Annotated in this window: 15 protein-coding genes; 9 read left to right on the forward strand and 6 right to left on the reverse strand. The window is 73.9% G+C overall.

Annotation, left to right across the window (positions count from 1 at the left end):
• Nucleotides 1–63 precede the first annotated feature (63 nt).
• The gene (locus tag AB0G16_RS03865; RefSeq protein ID WP_362798129.1) at nt 64–2529 is read left to right on the forward strand and encodes a beta-propeller domain-containing protein; all 2466 of its coding nucleotides are present in this window, start codon (nt 64–66) and stop codon (nt 2527–2529) included.
• Nucleotides 2530–2730: 201 nt separating this feature from the next.
• On the forward strand, nt 2731–5637 hold the full coding sequence (locus tag AB0G16_RS03870) for a M36 family metallopeptidase (RefSeq protein ID WP_362798132.1): 2907 nt from the start codon (nt 2731–2733) through the stop codon (nt 5635–5637).
• Between the two features lie 169 nt (nt 5638–5806).
• On the opposite strand, the gene AB0G16_RS03875 is transcribed toward AB0G16_RS03870, so the two are convergent.
• Nucleotides 5807–7549: a glycerol-3-phosphate dehydrogenase/oxidase gene (locus AB0G16_RS03875; RefSeq protein WP_362798135.1), complete on the reverse strand. Its 1743-nt coding sequence runs from the start codon at nt 7547–7549 to the stop codon at nt 5807–5809.
• A 206-nt stretch (nt 7550–7755) separates the two neighbouring features.
• Between AB0G16_RS03875 and AB0G16_RS03880 the strand changes: the two genes are divergently transcribed.
• From AB0G16_RS03880 to AB0G16_RS03895, 4 genes are all read left to right on the forward strand, one after another.
• Nucleotides 7756–8385 (forward strand): sigma-70 family RNA polymerase sigma factor, encoded by a 630-nt coding sequence (locus AB0G16_RS03880; RefSeq protein ID WP_362798138.1) that lies wholly within the window; start codon nt 7756–7758, stop codon nt 8383–8385.
• Complete coding sequence (locus AB0G16_RS03885; protein WP_362798141.1) at nt 8369–9184, forward strand: hypothetical protein; 816 nt, start codon at nt 8369–8371, stop codon at nt 9182–9184. Before AB0G16_RS03880 ends, AB0G16_RS03885 begins: the two co-directional genes overlap by 17 nt.
• Nucleotides 9185–9327: 143 nt before the next feature.
• The gene (locus AB0G16_RS03890) at nt 9328–10158 is read left to right on the forward strand and encodes an ABC transporter permease (protein WP_362798143.1); all 831 of its coding nucleotides are present in this window, start codon (nt 9328–9330) and stop codon (nt 10156–10158) included.
• A 1-nt stretch (nt 10159) separates the two neighbouring features.
• The gene (locus AB0G16_RS03895) at nt 10160–11026 is read left to right on the forward strand and encodes an ABC transporter ATP-binding protein (RefSeq protein ID WP_362798146.1); all 867 of its coding nucleotides are present in this window, start codon (nt 10160–10162) and stop codon (nt 11024–11026) included.
• A gap of 158 nt (nt 11027–11184) precedes the next feature.
• Here the strand turns inward: AB0G16_RS03895 and AB0G16_RS03900 are convergent, their stop codons facing one another.
• On the reverse strand, nt 11185–14313 hold the full coding sequence (locus AB0G16_RS03900) for a hypothetical protein (protein WP_362798149.1): 3129 nt from the start codon (nt 14311–14313) through the stop codon (nt 11185–11187).
• 142 nt (nt 14314–14455) lie between these two features.
• On the opposite strand from AB0G16_RS03900, the gene nagA reads away from it, so the two are divergent.
• Nucleotides 14456–15592 carry an N-acetylglucosamine-6-phosphate deacetylase gene (gene nagA, locus AB0G16_RS03905; RefSeq protein WP_362798152.1) on the forward strand — a complete coding sequence of 379 codons (1137 nt, stop codon included), beginning with the start codon at nt 14456–14458 and terminating at the stop codon, nt 15590–15592.
• Between the two features lie 127 nt (nt 15593–15719).
• Here nagA and AB0G16_RS03910 read toward each other — a convergent pair whose 3' ends face one another.
• Nucleotides 15720–16838, reverse strand: coding sequence for a GuaB3 family IMP dehydrogenase-related protein (locus AB0G16_RS03910; RefSeq protein ID WP_362798155.1), 1119 nt, complete (start codon nt 16836–16838; stop codon nt 15720–15722).
• A gap of 72 nt (nt 16839–16910) precedes the next feature.
• A complete protein-coding gene (gene guaB, locus AB0G16_RS03915; RefSeq protein ID WP_362798158.1) occupies nt 16911–18392 on the reverse strand; it encodes an IMP dehydrogenase in 1482 nt (493 codons plus the stop codon).
• Nucleotides 18393–18919: 527 nt separating this feature from the next.
• On the opposite strand from guaB, the gene AB0G16_RS03920 reads away from it, so the two are divergent.
• Nucleotides 18920–19966, forward strand: coding sequence for a helix-turn-helix transcriptional regulator (locus AB0G16_RS03920; protein WP_362798162.1), 1047 nt, complete (start codon nt 18920–18922; stop codon nt 19964–19966).
• 301 nt (nt 19967–20267) lie between these two features.
• The gene (locus tag AB0G16_RS03925) at nt 20268–20645 is read left to right on the forward strand and encodes a DUF5319 family protein (protein WP_362798165.1); all 378 of its coding nucleotides are present in this window, start codon (nt 20268–20270) and stop codon (nt 20643–20645) included.
• Here AB0G16_RS03925 and AB0G16_RS03930 read toward each other — a convergent pair.
• Together AB0G16_RS03930 and AB0G16_RS03935 are read right to left on the reverse strand one after the other, a co-directional pair.
• A complete protein-coding gene (locus AB0G16_RS03930) occupies nt 20606–20776 on the reverse strand; it encodes a hypothetical protein (RefSeq protein ID WP_362798168.1) in 171 nt (56 codons plus the stop codon). The genes AB0G16_RS03925 and AB0G16_RS03930 overlap by 40 nt on opposite strands.
• Nucleotides 20777–20918: 142 nt before the next feature.
• Nucleotides 20919–21557 (reverse strand): sigma-70 family RNA polymerase sigma factor, encoded by a 639-nt coding sequence (locus AB0G16_RS03935; protein ID WP_344889898.1) that lies wholly within the window; start codon nt 21555–21557, stop codon nt 20919–20921.
• Between the last annotated feature and the right edge of the window lie 131 nt (nt 21558–21688).

Here is a 21688-nt window from a genome sequence, read left to right on the forward strand (position 1 = left end):
GCGATCCGACGACGTGTTGAACCGCTCGGCCCCCCGATCCGTCGTAGGGGCATGAGGACATCGATGCGCACGGCCGGCGCGGCCTGCGCGGCCGCCCTGGCCGCCGCCCTGCTCGCCACCGCGTGCACGCCGTCGGGGACCGGTGGCGGCGCGGGGCGTACGGAACCGGCCGGGCCCGGCACCGTCAGGCTGGGCGCCGTCAAGCTGGTCGCCTACGGCGGCTGCGACGACATGCTGGCCGGGCTGCGCGCGGCCACGGTCAGGAACGTCGGCCCGTGGGGCATCGGCGCCCCGCCGGTCCTGTACGCGGAGGCGCGCGACGCCGCCGGCTCCGCCAAGCGCGGGGCCGGGGCGCCCGAGCACTCCACCACGAACGTGCACGAGGCCGGGGTGGACGAGCCGGACCTGGTCAAGACCGACGGCGAGCGGGTGGTCACCGTGAACCGCGGCGTGCTGCGGGTGGTGGACGCCGCGACCAGGAAGATCACCGGCACGCTCAGGCTGGTGAACGCCGAGCAGGCGTGGGCCCCGGCCGATCTGCTGGTCGACGGCGACCGGGCGCTGGTGCTGTTCTCCGGCGGCGGGATCGTCCCGCTCGGCGCGACGTCCAAGCGCGCGGCGACCGGCGGGCCGCACTACGTCCTGGTGGACCTGTCGGGGAAGCCGAAGGTGATCGGCTCGCTCACCCCGGACGGCTCCCACGTGGACGCCCGCATGGTCGGCTCGACCGTGCGGCTCGTGGTGCGCAGCCAACCGCGGATCGAGTTCCCCGACCACGGCGACGTGCCGGAGAACGAGCGGACCCGGCGGAACGCGGAGGTCGTCGCCAAGGCGCCGATCGAGGCGTGGCTGCCCCGCTACGAGCTGACGCCCCCCGGCGGGACGGCCTCCAAGCGCACCGTGGGATGCGAGCGGGTCAGCCACCCCGCCGAGTACACCGGCACGTCGATGCTGACCGTGCACACCCTCGACCTGGCGGGCGCGCTCACCGACACGGCCCCGATCAGCGTGGTCGCCGACGGCGACACCGTCTACGGGACGGGCTCCAGCCTGTACGTGGCCAGCAACCCGCGCTGGTGGTCCCCCCTGCCGATCGAGCCGATGATCGTCGACGACGCCTCGATGGCCCCGGACACCACCACTCCCACCGCCGCCCCGGCCACCCCCGGCACACCGACCGCGTCCCCGGCGTCCCCGGCGTCCCCGGCGTCCCCGGCCACTCCGGCGAGCTCGACGGCCGCCACCGGCACGCCGGACGCCCCGGCGGTCCCGGGCGCCGCCGGCGGCCTCGACCCGCAGCCGACCCTGCTGCCGGAACCGGTCCCGAGCGCGTCCGCCGCCTCCCCGGCGCCGGCCCCGAGCGCGTCGGTCACCTCACCGGTCCCGGCCGAGCCCCCGGCCGTCACGCCGGGCCTGTCCGTGACGCCGGGGACCCCCGGCCCCTCCCTCACCGCCACCGTGACGCCGCCGGTCGAGCCGACCGGGCCGGTGGAGCCGCCCGAGGAGACCGAGATCCACCGGTTCGACGTCACCGCGGCCGGCGCGCCGCGCTACGTCGCGTCGGGCAAGGTGCCGGGCAGGCTGCTCAACCAGTACTCCCTGTCGGAGCACGAGGGGCACCTGCGGGTCGCCACCACCCTGACCCTGCCGTCCACCGCCTCTCCCGCCACCCCGTCCACCACCCCGTCCACCGGCCCGTCCACCGGCCCCTCCACCGGCGCGTCCACCGACCCGGCCGCCACCCCCGCCACCCCCGCCACCCCCGCCACCCCCACCACCACGGCCCCCGACCCCGCCGTCGACCCGGCCGTCGAACCGCCGGGCGCGCCGAACACCTCCAGCGCCGTCTACGTGCTGAACGCCGACACCCTGGCCAGGACCGGTGAGGTCGGCGGGCTCGGGCGGGGCGAGCGGATCTACTCGGTGCGCTTCATCGGCCCGGCCGGCTACGTGGTGACGTTCCGGCAGGTGGACCCGCTCTACACGCTCGACCTGCGCGACCCGGCGGCGCCGAGGACGACCGGCGAGCTGAAGATCACCGGTTACTCGGCGTACCTGCACCCGGCGGGCGAGGGACGGCTGATCGGCGTCGGCCAGGAGGCGAGCGAGCAGGGCCGCACGCTCGGCACCCAGGTCTCCCTGTTCGACGTCGGCGACCCGGCCGCCCCGCGCCGCCTGTCGCAGATGTTCCAGAAGGACTCCGGCTCCGAGGCCGAGTGGGACCCGCACGCCTTCCTGTACTGGCCGAGGACGGGCACGGCCGTCCTCCCGCTGAGCTCCTGGAAGGCCGGCGAGCCGACCACCGGGGCCGCCCTGGTCCTCGACATCGACGACACCGCGATCACCCGGGTCGGCACGATCCTGCACCCCGGACCCAAGAAGGCGAACGACACCCGCTTCGTCCCCTACGACCCGGGAATCCGCCGTTCGGTCGTCATCGGCGACGACCTGTGGACGCTCTCCGACCTCGGCCTCAAGGTCAACACCCTGGACGGCCTGGCCGAACGGGCCTGGATCCCGTTCTCCTGACAGGCGCTCCGAACCGTGGGACCGCGCTCCGGCCCGCCCGCCGGGGCGCGTCTCACCCGTCCCCATAAGGCCCCTATTACACCCACATACCCCTCTTTACAATATCTTGTCATGTCACTTGAATAGGTGTTACCTCTTGCGCAACACACGCGTGCCGCGTGTGCCATGGCCAACGACGGCCATCTCTGCGCAGGAGGATCGGTGCCGACCAACCCCCGGTTACGCCTCACCGTCGTCGCAGCAGCGACGGCGGCGCTTTCTCTCTCCCTTCCGGGAATCGCCCAGGGCGAGCCCGGAGGGCAGCCCCCCAAGGCTCTCGACTTCCAGGCCGAACACGGCGCCAAGCCCGACCTGGACAACCGGCGCGGCAGCGTCGCGCCCCCGTCGGCGTCCGCCCGATCGATGGCGAGCACCGCGACGGTCCGTTGGAACGCTCTCGGCACACCCGCCGTCGTCACCGGTTCCGCCCCCCTCGCCGAGGGACTGGGCGCCGACCCCGAGCGCGCCGCGCGCGCCTACCTCAAGGCGAACGAGAACCTCTTCGGCCTCTCCGGCGAGGCCGTGGACGCCCTGGAGAAGATCGCCGCCAACCCCGTCGGGGGCGGGCACGCCGTACTGCTCAGGCAGAAGTTCGGCGGCCTGCCCGCGGGCGTGGACGGGCAGGTCGTGGTCGGCGTGAAGGACGGCAAGGTCCTGCACGTCACCTCCACCCTCTCCCGCTCCACGCAGGCGCCCCCCGCCGCCCGGATCACCGAGCAGCAGGCGCTGGAGGCCGCGGCCAGGGACGGCGGGATCGACCTGGCCACGGCCACGGTCAAGAAGGCCACCGCCGTGGCGGTGCCCGCGCCGGACGGGACGCACAACGCGTTCCAGGTCGTCCTGATCGGCGGCGGCAAGGGCGACCCCGCCGCGTACACCACGCACGTGGACGCGGTCAGCGGCGAGATCCTCACCCGCGAGAACCTGGTCGACCACCACTCCGCGCCCGACGACCCCCGCTGGAAGGCGTTCCCGGCCAACCCCCCGGCCGACTACTCCTCCACCGACACCCGCGCCACGTGGTGCTCCATCGCCGGCCCCGGCTGCGACGTGATCGGGGCCGACCCGGCCACCGGCAAGCCCTGGGACTTCGACCACGTCGCCGGCACCCCCACGTTCACCAGCATCGGCAACGCCGCCAAGACCGTGGAGAACCGCGCCAGCGCCGACCCGTACAGCGTCGGCACCCGCAGCAACGTGAACACGCCCAGCCGCGAGTACGCCTACCCGTGGACCAACAAGTGGTACACGGCCAAGTGCGACCCGGCGTCGCTGGACCAGCCCGGCGAGGCCGACCTGGAGGCGGCCATCACCAACCTGCACGTCATGCACAACCGCATGCACGACTGGTCCTACCGGCTCGGCTTCACCGAGACCGCGTGGAACATGCAGCAGGAGAACGGCGAGCGCGGCGGCCTGGACGGCGACCCCGAGCAGGGCAACGCCCAGGCGGGCGCCAGGGACCTCAGCGTGCGCGACAACGCCAACCAGATCACCGGCCCCGACGGGGTCGCCCCCATCACCAACATGTACCTCTGGCAGCCGGTCGCGGGCGCGTTCTACCCGCCCTGCGTCGACGGCGACTACGACATGTCGGTCATCGGCCACGAGTACACCCACGCGATCTCCGGCCGCATGGTCGGCGGCCCGAACGCCGGATGGAGCGGCGCCCAGGCCGGGGCCATGAACGAGAGCACCTCGGACCTGCTGGCGATGGAGTACCTGGCCGAGTACGGCTTCCGCCCCGCGGGCGACACCCCGTACGTCACCGGCGGCTACGTCACCGGCGACAAGAAGGCCGGAATCCGCAACTACGACATGTCCAACTCGCCGCTGAACTACAGCGACATCGCCTACGACCTCGTCGGGCAGCAGGTACACGCCGACGGCGAGATCTGGTCGGCCACCCAGTTCGACGTGCGCAAGGCCTTCGTGCAGAAGTACGGCCAGGGCACCCCGGCCAGGCAGAAGGCGTGCGCCGACGGCGCGACCCCGCTCGACCAGTGCCCCGGCAACCGGCGCTGGGCCCAGCTCTCCTTCGACGCGCTGCTGCTGATGGCCTCCGGCGCGGTCAGCTACGTCGACCACCGCGACGCGCTGCTCGCGGCCGACGCCATCCGCTTCGGCGGGGCCAACCAGGGCATCATGTGGCGGGCCTTCGCCGAGCACGGCCTCGGTGAGGGCGCGGCGAGCGCCGGGGCGAACGACGCCGACCCGACGCCCAGCTTCGTCAACCCGTCCGGCAAGAACGGCGAGCTCCAGCTCAAGCCTCTGCTGGAGGCCAAGGGCGCCGCGCTCCGGCTGTACGTGGGCCACTACGAGGGCCGCGTGGTGCCGGTGGCCGACACCGACCCCGCGACCGAGCTCGGCGACACCGTGAAGATGACCCCGGGGATCTACGACTTCGTGGTCGCGGGCAAGGGCTACGGTCACACCCGGCTGAAGTTCGCGGTGCTGCCGGGCGTGAAGCTGCCGCTGCCGGTGTCGGTGCCGAAGAACGTCGCCTCGGCGGCGCTGGGCGCCACCGCGGCCGGTGACGGCGTCAACCAGGCCCTGCTGATCGACGAGACCGAGGCGACGAACTGGGCCTCGCTCACCGCGCCGGTCAAGGGCAAGGCCGTCACCGTGGACCTGGCCGGGACCGCCCCGGTGAAGGTCCGCCGGGTGCAGGTCAGCGCCATGCTCCGGCCCAACACCGGCGACACCGCCGACCCCGGCGCCCAGAACCGGTTCACCGCCCTGCGCGCCTTCGAGGTCCTGGCCTGTGACGCCACCAAGAAGGACTGCTCCTCGCCGGCGTCCTTCTCGGTCGTCTACACCAGCCCGTCCGACGCCTTCCAGACCCGCCGGCCGCGTCCCCGCGGCGCCGACCTGATCATGAAGTCCTTCAAGATCCCGACCACCACGGCGACCCACCTGACCCTGCGGGCCGTCTCCACCCAGTGCACCGGCAACCCGCTCTACGCCGGTGAGCAGGACGCCGACCCCAACTCCTTCACCGACTGCGCCACCGCCAACCCCGCCAGGGACCAGCTGCGCGCCGCCGAGTTCCAGGCGTTCACCCGCTAGCCCGTACGGGCACCCGCCACCGTGGCGGGTGCCCCCGCGAGACGGGTGCGGCCCCCGCCTCCCCGGCGGGGGCCGCCTCCGTTCCTCACGTCCTCACGCGCCGGACGCGGGCGCGTTCCCGGCGCGTCGGACCGGGCGCGTCCCGAGGACGAGCGGTTCCCGATCCCGGTCAGACCGGGTGCGTCTCCGGGGTCGCCACCGGCACGATCTCCGGGGCGCCCAGGCGGATGGCGTCGGCCTCCTGGTCGGTGTCCTGCTCCTGGGAGAGGCGCTCGGACTCCACGCGCTTGGTGTAGTACTCCACCTCGCGCTTGACCTGGTCGTCGTCCCAGCCCAGCGGCCCGGCGAGCAGCCGCGCGGCCTCCTCCACCACGGCCAGGCCCCGGTGGAAGGTCTCGATCGAGATGTGCGTGCGCCGGGTCAGCACGTCGTTCACGTGCCGGGCGCCCTCGTGGGTGGCCGCGTAGACCACCTCCGCCCGCAGGTAGTCGTCCGCCCCGGTCAGCGGCTTGCCCAGCGAGGGGTCCTCCTCGATCAGCGCCAGCACCTCGTCGATCATCGACCCGTACCGCTGGAGCAGGTGCTCGATCCTGGCCACGTGCAGGCCCGAGGAGTGGGCCAGCCGGTGGCGGGAGTTCCACAGCGCCTGGTAGCCCTCGGCCCCGGCCAGCGGGATGCGGTCGGTGCAGGAGGGCGGGACCCGGTAGTCCAGGCCGTGCGCCACCGCGTCGACCGCGTCCTTCGCCATGACGCGGTACGTCGTGTACTTTCCTCCGGCGACCATGACCAGCCCCGGCACCGGGTGCGCCACCACGTGCTCGCGGGAGAGCTTGGAGGTCTCCTCCGACTCCCCCGACAGCAGCGGGCGGAGCCCGGCGTAGACGCCCTCGACGTCCTCGCGGGTGAGCGGGACCGCGAGCACCTCGTTGACGTGGTCGAGGACGTAGTCGATGTCGGAACGCGACGCCGCCGGATGGGCCCGGTCCAGCTCCCACGCGGTGTCGGTGGTGCCGATGATCCAGTGACGGCCCCAGGGGATGACGAACAGCACCGACTTCTCGGTGCGCAGGATGATCCCGGTGAGCGAGTGGATCCGGTCGCGCGGCACCACCAGGTGGATGCCCTTGGAGGCCCGTACGTGGATCTGCCCCCGCCCGCCGACCATCTCCTGGAGGTTGTCGGTCCACACCCCGGTGGCGTTGACCACCTGGCGGGCCCGGATCTCCAGCTCGCCGCCGCTCTCCAGGTCGCGCACCCGGACGCCGGTGACCCGCTCCCCCTCGCGCAGGAAGCCCATCACCTGCGTCCTGGAGGCCACACTGGCCCCGTACATGGCCGCCGTGCGCAGCGTGGTCATCACGTGCCGGGCGTCGTCGATCTGGGCGTCCCAGTACTGCACGGCGCCGGTGAGGGCGCTCTTGCGCAGCGAGGGCGCCAGCCGCAGCGCCCGCTTGCGCGACAGGTGCCGGTGACCGGGCATGCCCCGGCCGGACCCGAAGGAGAAGCCCATGGTGTCGTACAGCACCAGGCCGGCGCCGACGTAGGGCCGCTCCCAGCCCCGGTGCTTGAGCGGGAACAGGAACGGCACCGGCCGCACCAGGTGCGGGGCGATCCGCTGCAGCAGCAGCGAGCGCTCCTGGAGCGCCTCCCTGACCAGGTCGAAGTTGAGCTGCTCCAGGTAGCGCAGCCCCCCGTGGATCAGCTTGGACGACCTGGAGGAGGTGCCGGAGGCGAAGTCACGCGCCTCCACCAGCCCCACGGACAGTCCCCGGGTCGCCGCGTCCAGCGCGACCCCCGCCCCGACGACCCCACCTCCGATCACCACCACGTCGAGTTCCTCGGCGCTCATCTGCGCCAGTGCGGCGGCTCGCTCGGCAGGACCGAGCCGTCCGGTGCCCATTCGCGCCGTCATGTGCAACCCCCTGGGGTGCGGCTTGTCGCCTTACGTGATGTATCTACCCATCTACCCTAGGCACCACTACCGGCCAGTAGGAAACGCCGGGCGAGATTCCCGTCACAACCACGGTGAACAGCGCGAATCCGCCTTCGGGGACGTCTCCCAGGGGTCCCGGCGAGATCACGTGAACCTCCGGCCACGGTGGTCGCTACCCACCCGTCATGAACAGGGGTGCCGAGGAGATGACGCCGCGCCGCTCCGGTGACGCGGGACGGCCCGCCGGCGACACGGGACGGCCCGCCGGTGACGTGGGACGGCCCGCCCGGAGCCGGGAGGACGCGCGCCTCCTGGCCGGGGTCGCCGACGGCGACGCGGCCGCGCTGACCGCCCTGTACGAGCGGTACGCCAGGCCGCTGTTCTCCTTCCTCTACCGGCTCGCCGGCGACCGGGGCACGGCCGAGGAGATCCTCCAGGACACGCTGCTGGCCGTGTGGCGCTCGGCGGGCACCTACCGGAGCCGCTCCAGCGTCAGCACCTGGCTGTTCGGGGTGGCGCGCAGGCAGGCGCACAACCGGCTCCGCGGCGCCCCGCCTCCCCCGGCCGCCGAACCGCCCGACGCCGCCGACCCCCTGCCGGGCCCCGAGGAGCTGGCGGTCGGCGAGGAGCGGGTACGGGCGGCGCTGGCACGGCTGCCGCTGGCCCAGCGCGAGGTGGTCGTGCTCGCCTTCCTCGGCGACCTGGGCCACCGGGAGATCGCCCAGGTGCTGGAGATCCCGGTCGGAACGGTCAAGAGCCGCCTGCACCACGCCCGAGCGACCCTGAGGGGGTACGTCGATGAACGAACGTCCTGAGCCGTGGCGGCCCCCCGACCCGCCCGAACTGCGGGGGTTCCACGAGGGCATCCCCGATCCGCCCGGCCCCGGGATCGTCTCCGCCGTCCTGGCGCGGTCGGCCCTGTCCCGGCCCGTGCCGGGCGACGCGGAGCCGGCCGGGCCGCCGGACGCGGTCCCCGGGCCGTACCGGGCGTGGGCGCTGCTGACGATGGAGGCCCGGCTGCTGCATCCGGCGATCTGGCCGGCCTCCGCGCTGATCATGGTGGCCGGTGTCCTCTTCGTCCTGGCCCAGGGACGGGCCGCGGGGGCCGTGCTCTCGCTCGTCGTCTCGCTGGTCGCCATGGCGGGCGCCGCCATGGCGTACGGCCCCGAGAACGACGACGCCTTCGAGGTGGTCGCCGCCACGCCCGTCTCGCCGCGCGTCGTCCTGCTGGCCCGGGTGACGCTGGTGTTCGGCTACGACCTGGCGCTGGCGCTGCTCGTCTCTGCGGCGATGACGGCACTCCCGGAGGGCCCCGCCGCGGGGGGACTGGTGCCGCTGATCACCACCTGGCTGGGTCCCATGACCGTGCTCGCGGCGCTCAGCCTGCTGCTGTCGGTGTGCTGGAACCCCACGGGCGCGATGGGTGCCGGGCTGGCCGTCTGGATCCTCCAGGCGCTGGCCGCCGGAGGCCTGCCCCTGCCGGACGGCCTCCGCGGTCTCTGGACGACCGGCCCGGCCACGATGGGGCTCGCCCTGGCCCTGACGCTCGCCGCCGTGGCCGCCGCCGGTGCGGGTGAACCCGTCCGGCGCGCCCGCCCGGCCCGCAGACCATGAACCCCAACGACGCCCCGCCCCGCGCCCGGCGCCCCCGGGCCACCCGCCCCCGCCCGGCGGCCCCGGGCGGCCCGCGGATCGCGAGACCCACGGTGGTCCACCCCGTCCGGCGCCCCCGGGCGACGTCCCGAAGACGAGAGAGCATGATCGCGACCTTCCGCTACGAGTTCCACATGCAGATCCGCCGTCCCGCCCTGTGGATCGTCTACGGGCTGGCCTACGCGGCGACCGTCGCGGGCTTCCTCCCGCTGTACCTGAACCCGAACCTGGGACAGCTGGGGGACGCCCCGAAGACGGCCGTGGTCGTGTCGACCTCCCTGATCATGAGCCTGCTGCCCATGGTCTACGGATGCCTGATCACCGACCGGCTCGTCCGCGACCGGTGGCTCGGCGTCGGCGAGATCCTGAACGCGACCCCGGCCGGCCGCACCGGCCGGCTGATCGGCAAGTACCTGGGCGTCTGCGCGGCCACCGCCGTACCGCTCGCGCTCGTCCACACCGGCCGGGCCGTGGTCTACGCGATCACCGAGGGCGAGCCCGCCGCACTGGGCTGGGCGGGGGCGATCCTCGTCCTGGCCGTCGTCCCCGGGCTGCTCATGGCGGGGGCGCTCGCCCTGACCGGCCCCCTGCTGATGTCGTCGGTGCCGTTCCAGATGCTGTTCGTCGCCTACTGGTTCTGGGGGAGCGTCGTCCCGGCCAGCGTCATGCCGACGCTGAGCGACAGCGTCCTGTCGCCCGGCGCCGAGTACGTGGTCTTCGGCCTTCTCGGCTACGAGCCGGTACCGGAACCGGCCCCCCACCTCATCGTCCCGCCCGGCCACGGGCGCTACCCTCCCTGGCCCGACGCCCCGCCGGACTTCCTGCGGCCCGAGGCCGGCCCCGCCGTCGCGTGGCTGTGGATCGGCGTGATGCTCGGGTTCGCGGCGCTTCTCCTCCTCCTCGCCCGCCTGCACGCCATCCGGACGGAGTCCTGACATGCGCATCGAGATCTCCCGCCTGACCAAGACCTACCGGGGCGGCGTGCGGGCCCTCGACGGGCTCGACCTCGACGTGCCGACCGGCATGTACGGCCTGCTCGGCTCCAACGGGGCGGGCAAGACCACGCTCATGCGGATCCTGGCCGGGCTGCTCAGACCCACCTCGGGGACGGTCCGCGCCGGCGGGCACGACCTGGCCACCTCCGGCGGCCGTCTCGCCGTGCAGCGGACGCTCGGCTACCTCCCCCAGGACCTCGGGGTCTACCCCGACCTGACGGCGCGGCGGTTCCTGGACTACATCGCGCTGCTCAAGGGGATGGACTCCCGCACCGCCCGCCGCCGCCGGATCGGTGAGCTGCTCGACGTGGTCGCGCTCACCGAGGACGCCGACCGCAGGCTCAAGGGCTTCTCCGGCGGCATGCTGCGCCGGGTCGGCATCGCGCAGGCGCTGCTCGCCGACCCCCGCCTGCTCGTCGTGGACGAGCCGACCACCGGCCTCGACCCCGAGGAGCGGATCCGGTTCCGCATCCTGCTCTCCCGGCTCGCCGGTGACCGCACGGTCCTGCTCAGCACGCACATCGTCGAGGACGTGGCGCAGACCTGCCGGTTCCTCGCGGTGCTCGCCCGGGGACGCCTGGCCTTCACCGGGGACGTCGGCGCACTGGTCTCGCGGGCCGACCACAGGGTGTGGACGCTGACGACCGCCGGCCCCGCCCCCGCGACCGGCAGGGTCGTGGCCGCCGTCCCCGAGGGCACCGGGACGCGCTACCGCGTCATCGCCCCCGCCGCCCCCGGCCCCGCCGCCCTCCCGGCCGAACCGACCCTGGAGGACGGCTACCTCGCCCTCATGGAGGACGGCCGCTGAGCCCTTCCTCGCGAAGGGACGCGGGCCGGACCGTGGACCACACGACCGGTCAGGCCGCCCACCGGGAGGATCGGACCGACCGGCCGCCCACCGACGCGAAAGGCCCGGCCACGGCCCGGCCACGGTCCGGCCACGGTCCGGCCGAACCCCGGCCACGGTCAGCGGAGGCGGTCGCGCAGGCGTGCGCACTCGCGGGCGAAGCGGCTGCCGCGGCCGCTCGCCGCGTGGGCCGACACGGCCGGGATCTCGCCACGAGCCCCCGCCCAGGCCGCGACGTCGGCCGCGAACGCCACCGCCTCCGAGTGGACGACGGTGGGGCGCTCCCCCTCGCCGGGCAGCAGCACCGGCAGCATGCCCGCCAGGATCGTCCAGACCCGCTCGTGTCCTCCCCGGCGGGCGGCGTCGTCGAGGGCAGCCAGCACCGGACGGGTCGTGAACCAGGCGCGGCGGATCAGGAGCGCGAGCTGGCGGCCGACCGCCTCGGCGGGCAGGTCCCCGCGGGCCGCCATCCGCAACAGCGACGACACCGCCTCCGGATGCCCCCCTGCCAGGAAGTAGGCCAGGACGAGCGCCGTCGCCTCCCCCGGCGGGCCTTCCGCCTCGGCCAGGGTCCCCAGGTGGGACGGACGCACCCCCGGCCGGTCCCACCGGTGGAACAGAAGGGGCAGGTAGTTGACGGAGACGACCTCACGGTGCGACGGCAGGATCGCCGGCCACCAGCTCATGGTGCGCCCGTGCCCCTCCCCGCACCACCTCGGCGGCGCGTGCAGCAGCTCGTCGACGAGGTCGTGCCCGGTCGGCTCCGCCCGCAGCACCGGCACCGGCCGGACCTCGCGGGTCTGCCGCACCTCGTGACCCTCGAGGCCGGCGGGGTCGTGCCCGGTCGATCCCGTCCGCACCACCGGGACCACCCGGACCCGGCCGGGCCGCCACACCTCGTGATCCTCGAGGAGGTGCTCGCGGGCGTCCTTGACGTACGCCCACCTCACCCCCGCCTCCGGGTCGGGCAGGCCACCCGCGGCCAGCCAGGCGGCGAGCGACGCCGCGGCCCGTGAGCCCACCCGCGCGGCGCGCCCGGCGGCGGCGGGGTGACTCCCCCTCGGCAGTCGCAGCAGCGCCTGCCCCAGATCGGCGGCCGGCGGTTCGACCCCCGCGGCCGCGCACGTCTCCAGCCGGTCCACCAGCGTGCCGGGGTCGAGGTGCCCGGTCGTCGTCGTGGGCGTCGCCAGCAGGACGGGAGGCAGCGTCCCCTCCCTCAGCGCCACGTGGAGCTCGCTGAGCCGACGCAGCAGGAACATGTGCGGCGGCGACACCGACCCGGGCTCCGGCAGCCGTCCCCGCCGGCGGGACCCCGCCGCGGGGCCGGGCGCCCCGGACCCGCCGAACGGCGAGCGCGAGCCCATGAAGCCGACCTCCATGCCGAACTCTCGTTCGCCGAGGCCGGACAGGAGCGCGGAAAGCCCGCTGCGCATCACCCTCACCCCCTCGACGGAGACCTCGGCCTCCTCGAGCCGGTGGAAGATCTCCTCCCGCGCCCGGCCGGGAGACCCGCCGGACATCCCTCCGGGCTCACCTTCCCGCTCCCGCTGCCCCTCTTCCCGCTCCTCGCCCTGCTCCCCGGCCGACACGGCCAGGGCGCTCACCGGGAAACCCGCCCCGGCCCGGGGATCGACGGGCTCCGGATCGGGCACGCCGGGATCCGACCCGGGGGCGATCACCTCCTTGGCGAGGGCGACGATCCAGAGGTAGGGGTCGAGCCACCGCTCCGTCGAGTACAGGTGGGGGTGAGAGGCACCGAAGACGGGGAGCAGCCTCTCGCGCAGGGTCCGGCGGTCGCCCGCCGCCTGCTCGACGAAGCCGGCGAGCCACCGCTCGCACGCCACCCAGCCGCACGAATCCCATCCGCCCACGTCCAGGGTGGGGGCCGGGAACCGGCCGGGCTCGGCGAGGGCGGGCAGCGGCGCGGGGATGAACCGCTCCGGCGCCTCCTCCCGGGCGGTCTCGCCCCCGAACGTCGCGGCCACCCGCGCGCCGAGCGCGGCGGGCAGCAGGGGGACGGCCTCGGCGATCACCGCCGAGCCCGTGCCGAAGGCGGCGGCGTGCTTGACGGCGAGCCGGGCCGCGCGCCCCTGAACCTCGTAGGAGGCGTGCGCGAACGCCGCGGCGAGCGCGGGCGCCAGCCCGTCGGCGCGGGCGGGCGCCCGCCTCACCTCCTCGGCCAGCCAGCTCAGGCCCGCACGGGCCAGCTTGACCTCGGCCCGGAAGGTCAGCGCGCCGATCGCCTCGGCGACGTCGGCACCGCCGACGCCCTCGGCACCGCCGGTACCGCCGGTGCCGCCGGTGCCGCCGGTGCGCGGGCCGGTACTGCGTACCCGCGCGAGCGCGAGTTCCGCGACCGTGCCCGGGGCGGCGGGGAGCAGCCGCAGGTAGTCGCGTGTCCGCGCGGCCGCCTCCTGGGGCGTCGGGTCGATCATCTCGTGCAGCCGTACGAAGAAGCGCAGGTCGACGGCGTCGCCTCCGCGCAGGAAGCGGCTCACGCAGCCGTCGAGAAGTTCCTCGCGCGACACCCGGCCGGTCGCCAGGAGCCTCCGGATCAGGGAGAGCCACCGGGTGGGCGCGGGCGTCAGGCGTTCCTCCCACAGGACGCGGCCCGCCCCCTCCGCCTCGAAGATCCTCGGAAGCAGGGGGCCGATCAGCGGGTCGCCGTTCACCGGCCCGGCGGAGAGCCAGGCGACCACGAGCGGGTCGTGCCCGGGCGGCTCGCCGCCGCAGGCCCGCAGCAGCGCCAGCGCCAGCGGGGCGGTGCGGTCGTTCGCCCTGCCGATCCTCCGGCAGAGCCGGCTCGCCACGTCGGCCCGCCAGGCGGCGGGACGGCCGGCCGTCACGCGGATCACGTCGGCCGGATCGGGCTGCGGCGCCCAGCGGGGGTTGAGCTCGCGGCGGGTCAGCCAGGCGACCACGGCGGCGGGGCCCGAGATCGTGCCCGCCCCCACGACGCGCAACGGCGCCACGAGCCCGGCGAGCGCGTCGCCCACCGTCTCGCGGACGATCGCCTCTTCCTCCGCCCGTTCCCAGGCGTCCGGTTCACCCTCCTCGTCCGCGTCGCGATCGGCCCTCCACCCCTCACGGGCCGCCCGCGCGGCGGTGTCGCGCAGTTCCCCGAGGAAGTCCGGCAGCCGCCCCGCCACCTCGGCGCGCTCGGCCTCGGTCAACGCGGCCACGCGGCCCGCCAGCGCCCCGGTCCGGCCTGCGACGACCAGGTCACGTACCTCCTGCCAGGCCGTCACGGGGCCGTCTCCACGGCGGTACGGGCGAGCGCCGCCCGGGTCACACTCGTCATGGGCCGGAGACTAGAGATCGTCCCCGACAAAAGCGCCCCGCCGGGCGGGCCGGGAACGGGTCCGTTCGCCGACCCGGAAGGATGGGGCCATGAGCATCACACTCGCCGGCGCCCGCGTCGTGACCCCCGACGGTGTCCACGAGGGCTGGCTGACCATCGAGGACGGCCGCATCACCCACGTCGGTCAGGGAGGCGCCCCCGGGCCGGGGCTGGACCTGGCCGGCCGGTACGTCGTGCCGGGCTTCGTCGACATCCACAACCACGGCGGGGCGGGCGGCTCCTTCCCCTCGGGGGACCCCGCGCAGGCGCGGCTGGTGGCCGACCTGCACGCCCTGCACGGCACCACCACGCTCGTCGCCAGCCTGGTCACCGCCACCCTGGACGACCTGGCCTCGGCGGCGTCGGCGCTCGCCGGCCTGTGCGAGGACGGCCTGCTGGCCGGGATCCACTTCGAGGGGCCCTACATCTCCTCGGCCCGGTGCGGGGCGCACGACCCGGCCCTGCTGCGCGAGCCCTCGCCCCGGGAGCTCACCTGGCTGCTCAAGGCCGGACGGGGCCATGTGCGGATGGTCACCCTCGCCGCCGAACTGCCCGGCGCGCTGGACACCGTGCGGGAGGCGGTGGCGAACGGCGTGATCGCCGCCCTCGGCCACAGCGACGCGAGCTACGAGCAGACGATCGCGGGCATCGACGCGGGCGGCAGCGTGGCGACCCACCTGTACAACGCGATGCCCCCGCTGCACCACCGCGATCCCGGGCCGATCGCCGCCCTGCTCCAGGACGAGCGCGTCACGGTCGAGCTGATCAACGACGGCGTCCACCTGCACCCGGCCATGACCCGCCTGGCCTTCACGACGGCGGGTCCCGCGAGGACCGCGCTGATCACCGACGCGATGGCCGCGGCCGGGATGGGCGACGGCGTCTACGGGCTCGGCCCGATGAGCGTGAACGTGGTCAACGGGGTGGCCCGGCTGGCCGAGGGCGGCGCCATCGCGGGCAGCACCCTGACCATGGACGTCGCGTTCCGGCGCGCCGTGCGCGAGGTGGGGCTCTCGCTCAACGAGGCGGCCGAGATCTCGTCCCTGACGCCGGCCAGGGTGCTCGGCCTCGACGACCGCCTGGGCTCGGTGGCGGTCGGCAAGCAGGCCGACCTGGTGGTGCTCTCCGGTGACCTGGAGGTCTCCGGGGTGATGCGCCGGGGCTCCTGGATCACCGAGCCCCGCTGACCCGCCGGGCCGCCCGCCGGGTCACGGCCCGGCGGGCACGGGCCGGTCCCCGGCCGGCGTGCGGGCGCCCAGGTGGGACGGGGCGCCCCCGGAGGCGTCGCGGGGACGGGCCGGGGGCGTGGGCGGATCAGGTGACGTAGGGGGCGACGACCACCTCGACGCGCTGGAACTCCTTGAGGTCGGAGTACCCGGCGGTGGCCATGGTGCGCCTGAGCGCGCCCATCAGGTTCATCGAGCCGTCGGCGACCGAGGAGGGGCCCTGCAGGATCTGCTCCAGCGTGCCGACCGTGCCGAACTCGACCCGCTTGCCCCGGGGCAGTTCCGGGTGCTGCGCCTCCGACCCCCAGTGGAAGCCCCGGCCGGGAGCCTCGGAGGCCCTCGCCAGCGGCGAGCCGACCATGACCGCGTCCGCGCCCACCGCGATCGCCTTGGCGATGTCACCGGAGGTGCCCATGCCGCCGTCGGCGATGACATGGACGTAGCGCCCGCCCGACTCGTCCATGTAGTCGCGGCGCGCCGCGGCCACGTCGGAGATCGCGGTGGCCATCGGCACCACCACGCCCAGCACCGTGCGGGTGGTGTGCGAGGCGCCGCCGCCGAAGCCGACGAGCACCCCGGCCGCGCCGGTCCGCATCAGGTGCAGCGCCGCGGTGTACGTGGCGCACCCCCCGACGATCACTGGGACGTCGAGCTCGTAGATGAACTGCTTGAGGTTGAGCGGCTCGGCCCTGCCGGAGACGTGCTCGGCCGAGACCGTGGTGCCGCGGATCACGAAGATGTCCACGCCCGCGTCGATGACGGCCTTGTGGTACTGGACGGTGCGCTGCGGGGAGAGCCGGACGGCCGTGGCCACCCCGGCGGCGCGGATCTCCTCGATCCGGCGGCCGATCAGCTCCTCCTTGATGGGCGCGTTGTAGATCTCCTGGAGCCGCTTCGTGGCCGGGTCTCCCTTGAGCGCGGCCACCTCCTCCAGCAGCGGCATCGGGTCGTCGTACCGCGTCCAGAGCCCTTCGAGGTCGAGCACGGCCAGACCGCCGAGCCTGCCGACCTCGATGGCCGTCCGCGGCGAGACCACGCTGTCCATCGGGCTCACCACGACGGGCAGCTCGAAGCGGTAGGCGTCGATCTGCCAGGCGATCGAGACCTCCTCGGGGTCGCGGGTCCGGCGCGACGGGACGATGCCGATCTCGTCGAGCGCGTAGGCACGACGGCCGTTCTTGCCGCGGCCGATCTCCACCTGAGTCATATGCCTGTCTTTCCCGTTCATGCGGACAGGGCGCGCGTCGTGACTCCCACGCGCGCCGTGCCCGCCGCTGCTCTAACGACCGTGGTAGTTGGGGGCCTCGACCGTCATCTGGATGTCGTGCGGGTGGCTCTCCTTCAGGCCCGCCGACGTGATCGGCATCAGCTCGCACCGCTCGTGCATGTCGGCGACCGTACGGCAGCCGGCGTACCACATGCCCTGGCGGAGGCCGCCGACGAGCTGGTGGGCCACCGCGGCGACCGGGCCCCGGTAGGGGACCTGGCCCTCGATGCCCTCGGGGATGAACCTGTCCTCGGTGCCGACGTCGGCCTGGGCGTAGCGGTCCTTGCTGAAGGAGGTGCCGCCGCGCTCGCGGTTGCGGACCGCGCCGAGCGACCCCATCCCCCGGTACGACTTGAACTGCTTGCCGTTGATGAAGATCAGCTCGCCCGGGGACTCCTCGCAGCCGGCCAGCAGCGACCCGAGCATGACCGAGTCGGCCCCGGCCGCGATGGCCTTGACGATGTCGCCCGAGTACTGCAGACCGCCGTCGCCGATCACCGGCACCCCGGCCGGGGCGGCGGCCAGCGACGCCTCGTGGATGGCCGTCACCTGCGGGGCACCGACCCCGGCGACCACGCGCGTGGTGCAGATGGAGCCGGGGCCGACCCCGACCTTGACCGCGTCGGCTCCGGCGTCGATCAGCATCTGGGCGCCCGCGCGGGTGGCGATGTTGCCGCCGATCACGTCGACCCGGCTGTTCGCCTTGATCTTGGCGATCATGTCGGCGAGCCCCTTGGAGTGACCGTGCGCGACGTCCACCACGATCACGTCGACCCCGGCCTCGATCAGCGCGGACGCCCGCTTGTCGGCGTCGCCGCCGACGCCGACGGCCGCCCCCACGACCAGCCGGCCGTCGGCGTCCTTGGTCGCCATCGGGTACTTCTCGCTCTTGGTGAAGTCCTTGACGGTGATGAGCCCGCGCAGCCTGCCGCCGGCGTCCACCAGCGGGAGCTTCTCGATCTTGTTCTGCCTGAGCAGGTCGAACGCGTCGTCGGTGGAGACCCCGACCGGGGCGGTGACCAGCGGCATCGGGGTCATGACCTCGCGCACCGGGCGGCTCTGGTCGGTCTCGAAGCGCATGTCGCGGTTGGTGACGATGCCGACGAGCACGCCCGTCCGGTCGGTCACCGGCACGCCCGAGATCCGGTACGTGGCACAGAGGCGCTCGACGTCGGCGAGGGTGTCGTCCGGCGAGCAGGTGACCGGGTTGGTGACCATCCCGGCCTCGGAGCGCTTGACGAGGTCGGCCTGCTGGGCCTGGTCCTCGATCGAGAGGTTGCGGTGCAGGACGCCGATGCCGCCCTGACGGGCCATCGCCACCGCCATGCGGGCCTCGGTCACCGTGTCCATCGCCGCGGAGATCAGCGGGATCCTCAGGGTGATGCCCCTGGACAGGCGGGTGGTGGTCTCGGCCTCACCCGGTTGCAGGTCCGAATAGGCGGGGACCAGGAGCACGTCGTCGTACGTGAGCCCCGGTTCGGTGAACTTGGCCATCAGCAACCCTCCTGCCACGGCGCTCTCATGACGGGGAAAGGCGCCGACCCCCGGCTCACAGTTTAGAGTCTGGCACCTGCCCGGCCGCCCCCGGGGGAAAAGCACGCCGCCGGGAGGGTTGAGCGGGCGGCGGGGAGGGGAGAGACGGCCTTTCCGGGGGCGGAGGGAGATCTTTCCGGGGGACGGGGAGATCGAGGAGGGACCTCGGGCGAGAAGGGGCCGGGAGCGAGGAGAGGTCGGGGGGCCGAGCGGTCGGTGACCCGCTCGGTCCCCCGGATCACCGGTACCGTCGCGAAGCGCCTGGGCGCCACCGGACCCCCCTCCGTATCCGGGTGGCGGCGTCGTCCGCGCCGGTACCGACGCTGCGTCAAGGGTGCGTCACGGTGGGTTCGCCCGGCAATGGGGAAATGTGCAATTGCACGAAGTTGCACACGGCGGCATGCCGGTAGGAGCAACGCCCGGACAGGGATGATTCACCGGGCTATTCTCGCCAGACCCCCGTGTCATTCTGCAGGAGTCCCTCACTGATGCGTCCTGACACATCCACCCCGCCCGCCCTGTCCGCACCACCCGGTCCACCGGGTCCTGCCGGTCCGCTGGAGACGCTGGGGCTCACCCCGGCCCAGACGACCCTGTACAACGCGGTCCTGCGCCTGCACCGCGCCACCCGCGCCGACCTCGTCCAGGCCACCGACGGCTCACCGGAGTCGACCGCCCGCGAGCTGGCCACCCTGGTGCGGCTGGGCGTGGTCGACGAGCAGGGCGGCGAGTACCTCGCCCGTCACCCGGCCGCCGCCCTCGGCCACCTGATCGCCGAGAGGCTGGACCGGCTGGCCGCCGAGAGCCGCGGGATCGACCGCGTGCTCGGGTCGATCCGCGGTTTCATCCACCAGTACGACGCCGGGCACGACTACCAGAGCGGCCGGTTCCCGGTGGAGGCCGTCGGCGGCGCCGACGAGTTCTACGAGAGCGTGATCGGGATGGCCGTGCAGGCCCCGCCGCTGACGCTGGTGTCGGCCATCCCGGACGGCCGGACGATGAGCGACTTCGCGCACCGCTACGCCGACCAGTGGATCGGCGCCCAGCACGCGGGTCTGCTCTCCTGCCGGGTCGTGATCCCGGTCCACACGCTGGAGATCCCCGGTCTGCGCGACAAGCTGGACCGGTTCGAGCGGGCCGGCGCCCAGGTGCGCACCCTCGACGCGGTGCCGAGCTGGTTCCTGGTCGCCGGCGAGGACGCCGCCGGCATGCCGTCCCAGTGGGGCGGCACGCTCGCGGAGAACGCCTACAACTTCCACCTGGTCCGGGCTCCCGTCGTGGTCGCCGCGCTCGGCTCGTTCTTCGAGGAGCTGTGGGCCCGCGCGTCCCCGCTGCCCTGGACGTACCGCGACGACGTCGTGATCCGGGTGCTGCGCCTGGCCGGTCAGGGCGTCCCGGACGAGACGATCGCCCGGCACCTGGGCGTCTCGGTCCGTACGGTGCGGGCCCGGTTCGCCGACGCCATGGCCGAACTGGGCGCGCAGTCACGCTTCCAGGCGGGCGTGGAGGCGGCCCGGCGCGGCTGGCTCTCCTAGACCTCTCCCGGGCCTCTCCCGGGCCTCTCCCGCCCCTCTCCCGGGCGGAGGACCTCAGGCCCGCCCGTCCCGGGTGCGCGGGCCGTCCTGCCGGTCGGAGCCCGCGGAGCGTCCGGCCGGCTCTCCCGGGCCCCGGGGTCCCCGGCTCCCCCGCGCCCGGGAGCCGCCCCCGCCGGGACGGGAGCCGCCCTGGTCAGGACGGGGCCCGCGCCCTGACCAGGGCGGGGTCCGCCCCGCCCGGGAGCGCCGTACTCGTGCAGTTCCATGCCTCTCTGTCACATCCAGGCCATAAGGTGGGATCGTGCTCGACGATGTCCCCCGCGACCCGTTCGCGGATGACCCCGACGACCCGGCGGCGGCGCTGGGCGATCCCGACGACCCCGAGCCGCTCACCACGGACGAGCGCGACGAGGCCATGACCGACCTCGCCGACGTGGAGGTCTTCCGCTCGTTGCTGGAGCCGCAGGGCGTGCTCGGCCTGGTGCTCGACTGTCCCGAATGCGGTGAGCAGCACTACTTCGACTGGGAGCTGCTCCGCGGCAACCTGCGCCAGATGATCGAGAACGGCCAGCCGCAGGTCCACGAACCGGCCTACGAGCCCAACCCCACCGACTACGTGAGCTGGGAGTACGCCCGGGGTTACGTGGACGGTGTGATCGACACCGAGGAACACCGCTGATCCACGTCGTCGGCCAGGGCGGCCAGTAGCGCGATCGCGGCGTCCGGGGTCCTCGAGGTCCTCGGGGTCTGCGGACCGGGGACCGGCGCCCTGCGGGAGAGCGCCTCGATGACGGCCTCGGTCTCGGTCACGGCCGGATCCTCGTCCGGCCCGTACCGGCGAGCCGGACGGCGCGGGTGAACCGTTGTCATGATCGTTCTCGCTCCGGGTCCTCGCGAGCCCCGTCCCGCGGTTCGGGTCTCCGCTCGCGGCCCCTGCTCAGCGGCTCCGCGGTCAAGCTATCGACTCCAGCTCCGCCATCGCCCGAAGCCTGGCCAGCGCCCTGTGCTGGGCGACACGAACCGCACCTGGTGACATACCAAGTACATTACCGGTCTCCTCGGCGGAAAGGCCCGACACCACCCGGAGCATGAGCAGTTCCCGCTGGTTGTCCGGCAGCCTCGACAGCAGCCGGCGGGCGTGCTCGGCCTCGATGTAGCGCACCACCGTCTCCTCCGGCCCGGGCCCCTCGTCGGGCCCGTCCGGAAGGTCCTGGGTGGGCACGGCGGAACGCACGGAGCTGCGCAGCGCGTCGGCCACCTTGTGGGACGCGATGCCGAAGACGAAGGACGCGAACGGTCGCCCCATGTCACGGTAGCGGGGCAGTGCGGACAGCACCGCGATACAGACTTCCTGGGCCACGTCGTCCGCGATGTGATACTGACCGGAGACCCGGCCCAGACGACCACGGCAGTAACGGACGACCATCGGCCGCAGTTGCGCGATCAGAGCCTCGATCGCGGTGCGATCCCCCTGAACGGCGAGGCTTGTCAGATCCTTGAGATCATCCCTGTGGGCGACCCCATCGGACCTCGTCGCAAGCCTCACCCCATTTTTGGCGTCGGCGACGCATCCCTCGGTCACGTTAGGCATGATGCCCGCCCCGGTAGTGCCTGTCGTCATGGCAAACGGCTACGGATTGGTCACATTGATGCGGCGATAACCCCGCGTAATCAAAAGGCGACGATACCGACTACGGTATGTAGGAATATTTCCCTCGACCG

The sequence above is a fragment of the Streptosporangium sp. NPDC023615 genome, from assembly GCF_040640155.1.
Lineage (GTDB): Bacteria > Actinomycetota > Actinomycetes > Streptosporangiales > Streptosporangiaceae > Streptosporangium.

Excerpts from the sequence above, each read along its gene's own strand:
- AB0G16_RS03865 (WP_362798129.1), top strand. The coding sequence starts at position 64 with ATGCGCACGGCCGGCGCGGCCTGCGCGGCCGCCCTGGCCGCCGCCCTG.
- AB0G16_RS03875 (WP_362798135.1), bottom strand. The coding sequence starts at position 7,549 with ATGACGGCGCGAATGGGCACCGGACGGCTCGGTCCTGCCGAGCGAGCC.
- AB0G16_RS03880 (WP_362798138.1), top strand. The coding sequence starts at position 7,756 with ATGAACAGGGGTGCCGAGGAGATGACGCCGCGCCGCTCCGGTGACGCG.
- AB0G16_RS03885 (WP_362798141.1), top strand. The coding sequence starts at position 8,369 with ATGAACGAACGTCCTGAGCCGTGGCGGCCCCCCGACCCGCCCGAACTG.
- AB0G16_RS03890 (WP_362798143.1), top strand. The coding sequence starts at position 9,328 with ATGATCGCGACCTTCCGCTACGAGTTCCACATGCAGATCCGCCGTCCC.
- AB0G16_RS03895 (WP_362798146.1), top strand. The coding sequence starts at position 10,160 with ATGCGCATCGAGATCTCCCGCCTGACCAAGACCTACCGGGGCGGCGTG.
- nagA (WP_362798152.1), top strand. The coding sequence starts at position 14,456 with ATGAGCATCACACTCGCCGGCGCCCGCGTCGTGACCCCCGACGGTGTC.
- AB0G16_RS03910 (WP_362798155.1), bottom strand. The coding sequence starts at position 16,838 with ATGACTCAGGTGGAGATCGGCCGCGGCAAGAACGGCCGTCGTGCCTAC.
- guaB (WP_362798158.1), bottom strand. The coding sequence starts at position 18,392 with ATGGCCAAGTTCACCGAACCGGGGCTCACGTACGACGACGTGCTCCTG.
- AB0G16_RS03920 (WP_362798162.1), top strand. The coding sequence starts at position 18,920 with ATGCGTCCTGACACATCCACCCCGCCCGCCCTGTCCGCACCACCCGGT.
- AB0G16_RS03935 (WP_344889898.1), bottom strand. The coding sequence starts at position 21,557 with ATGCCTAACGTGACCGAGGGATGCGTCGCCGACGCCAAAAATGGGGTG.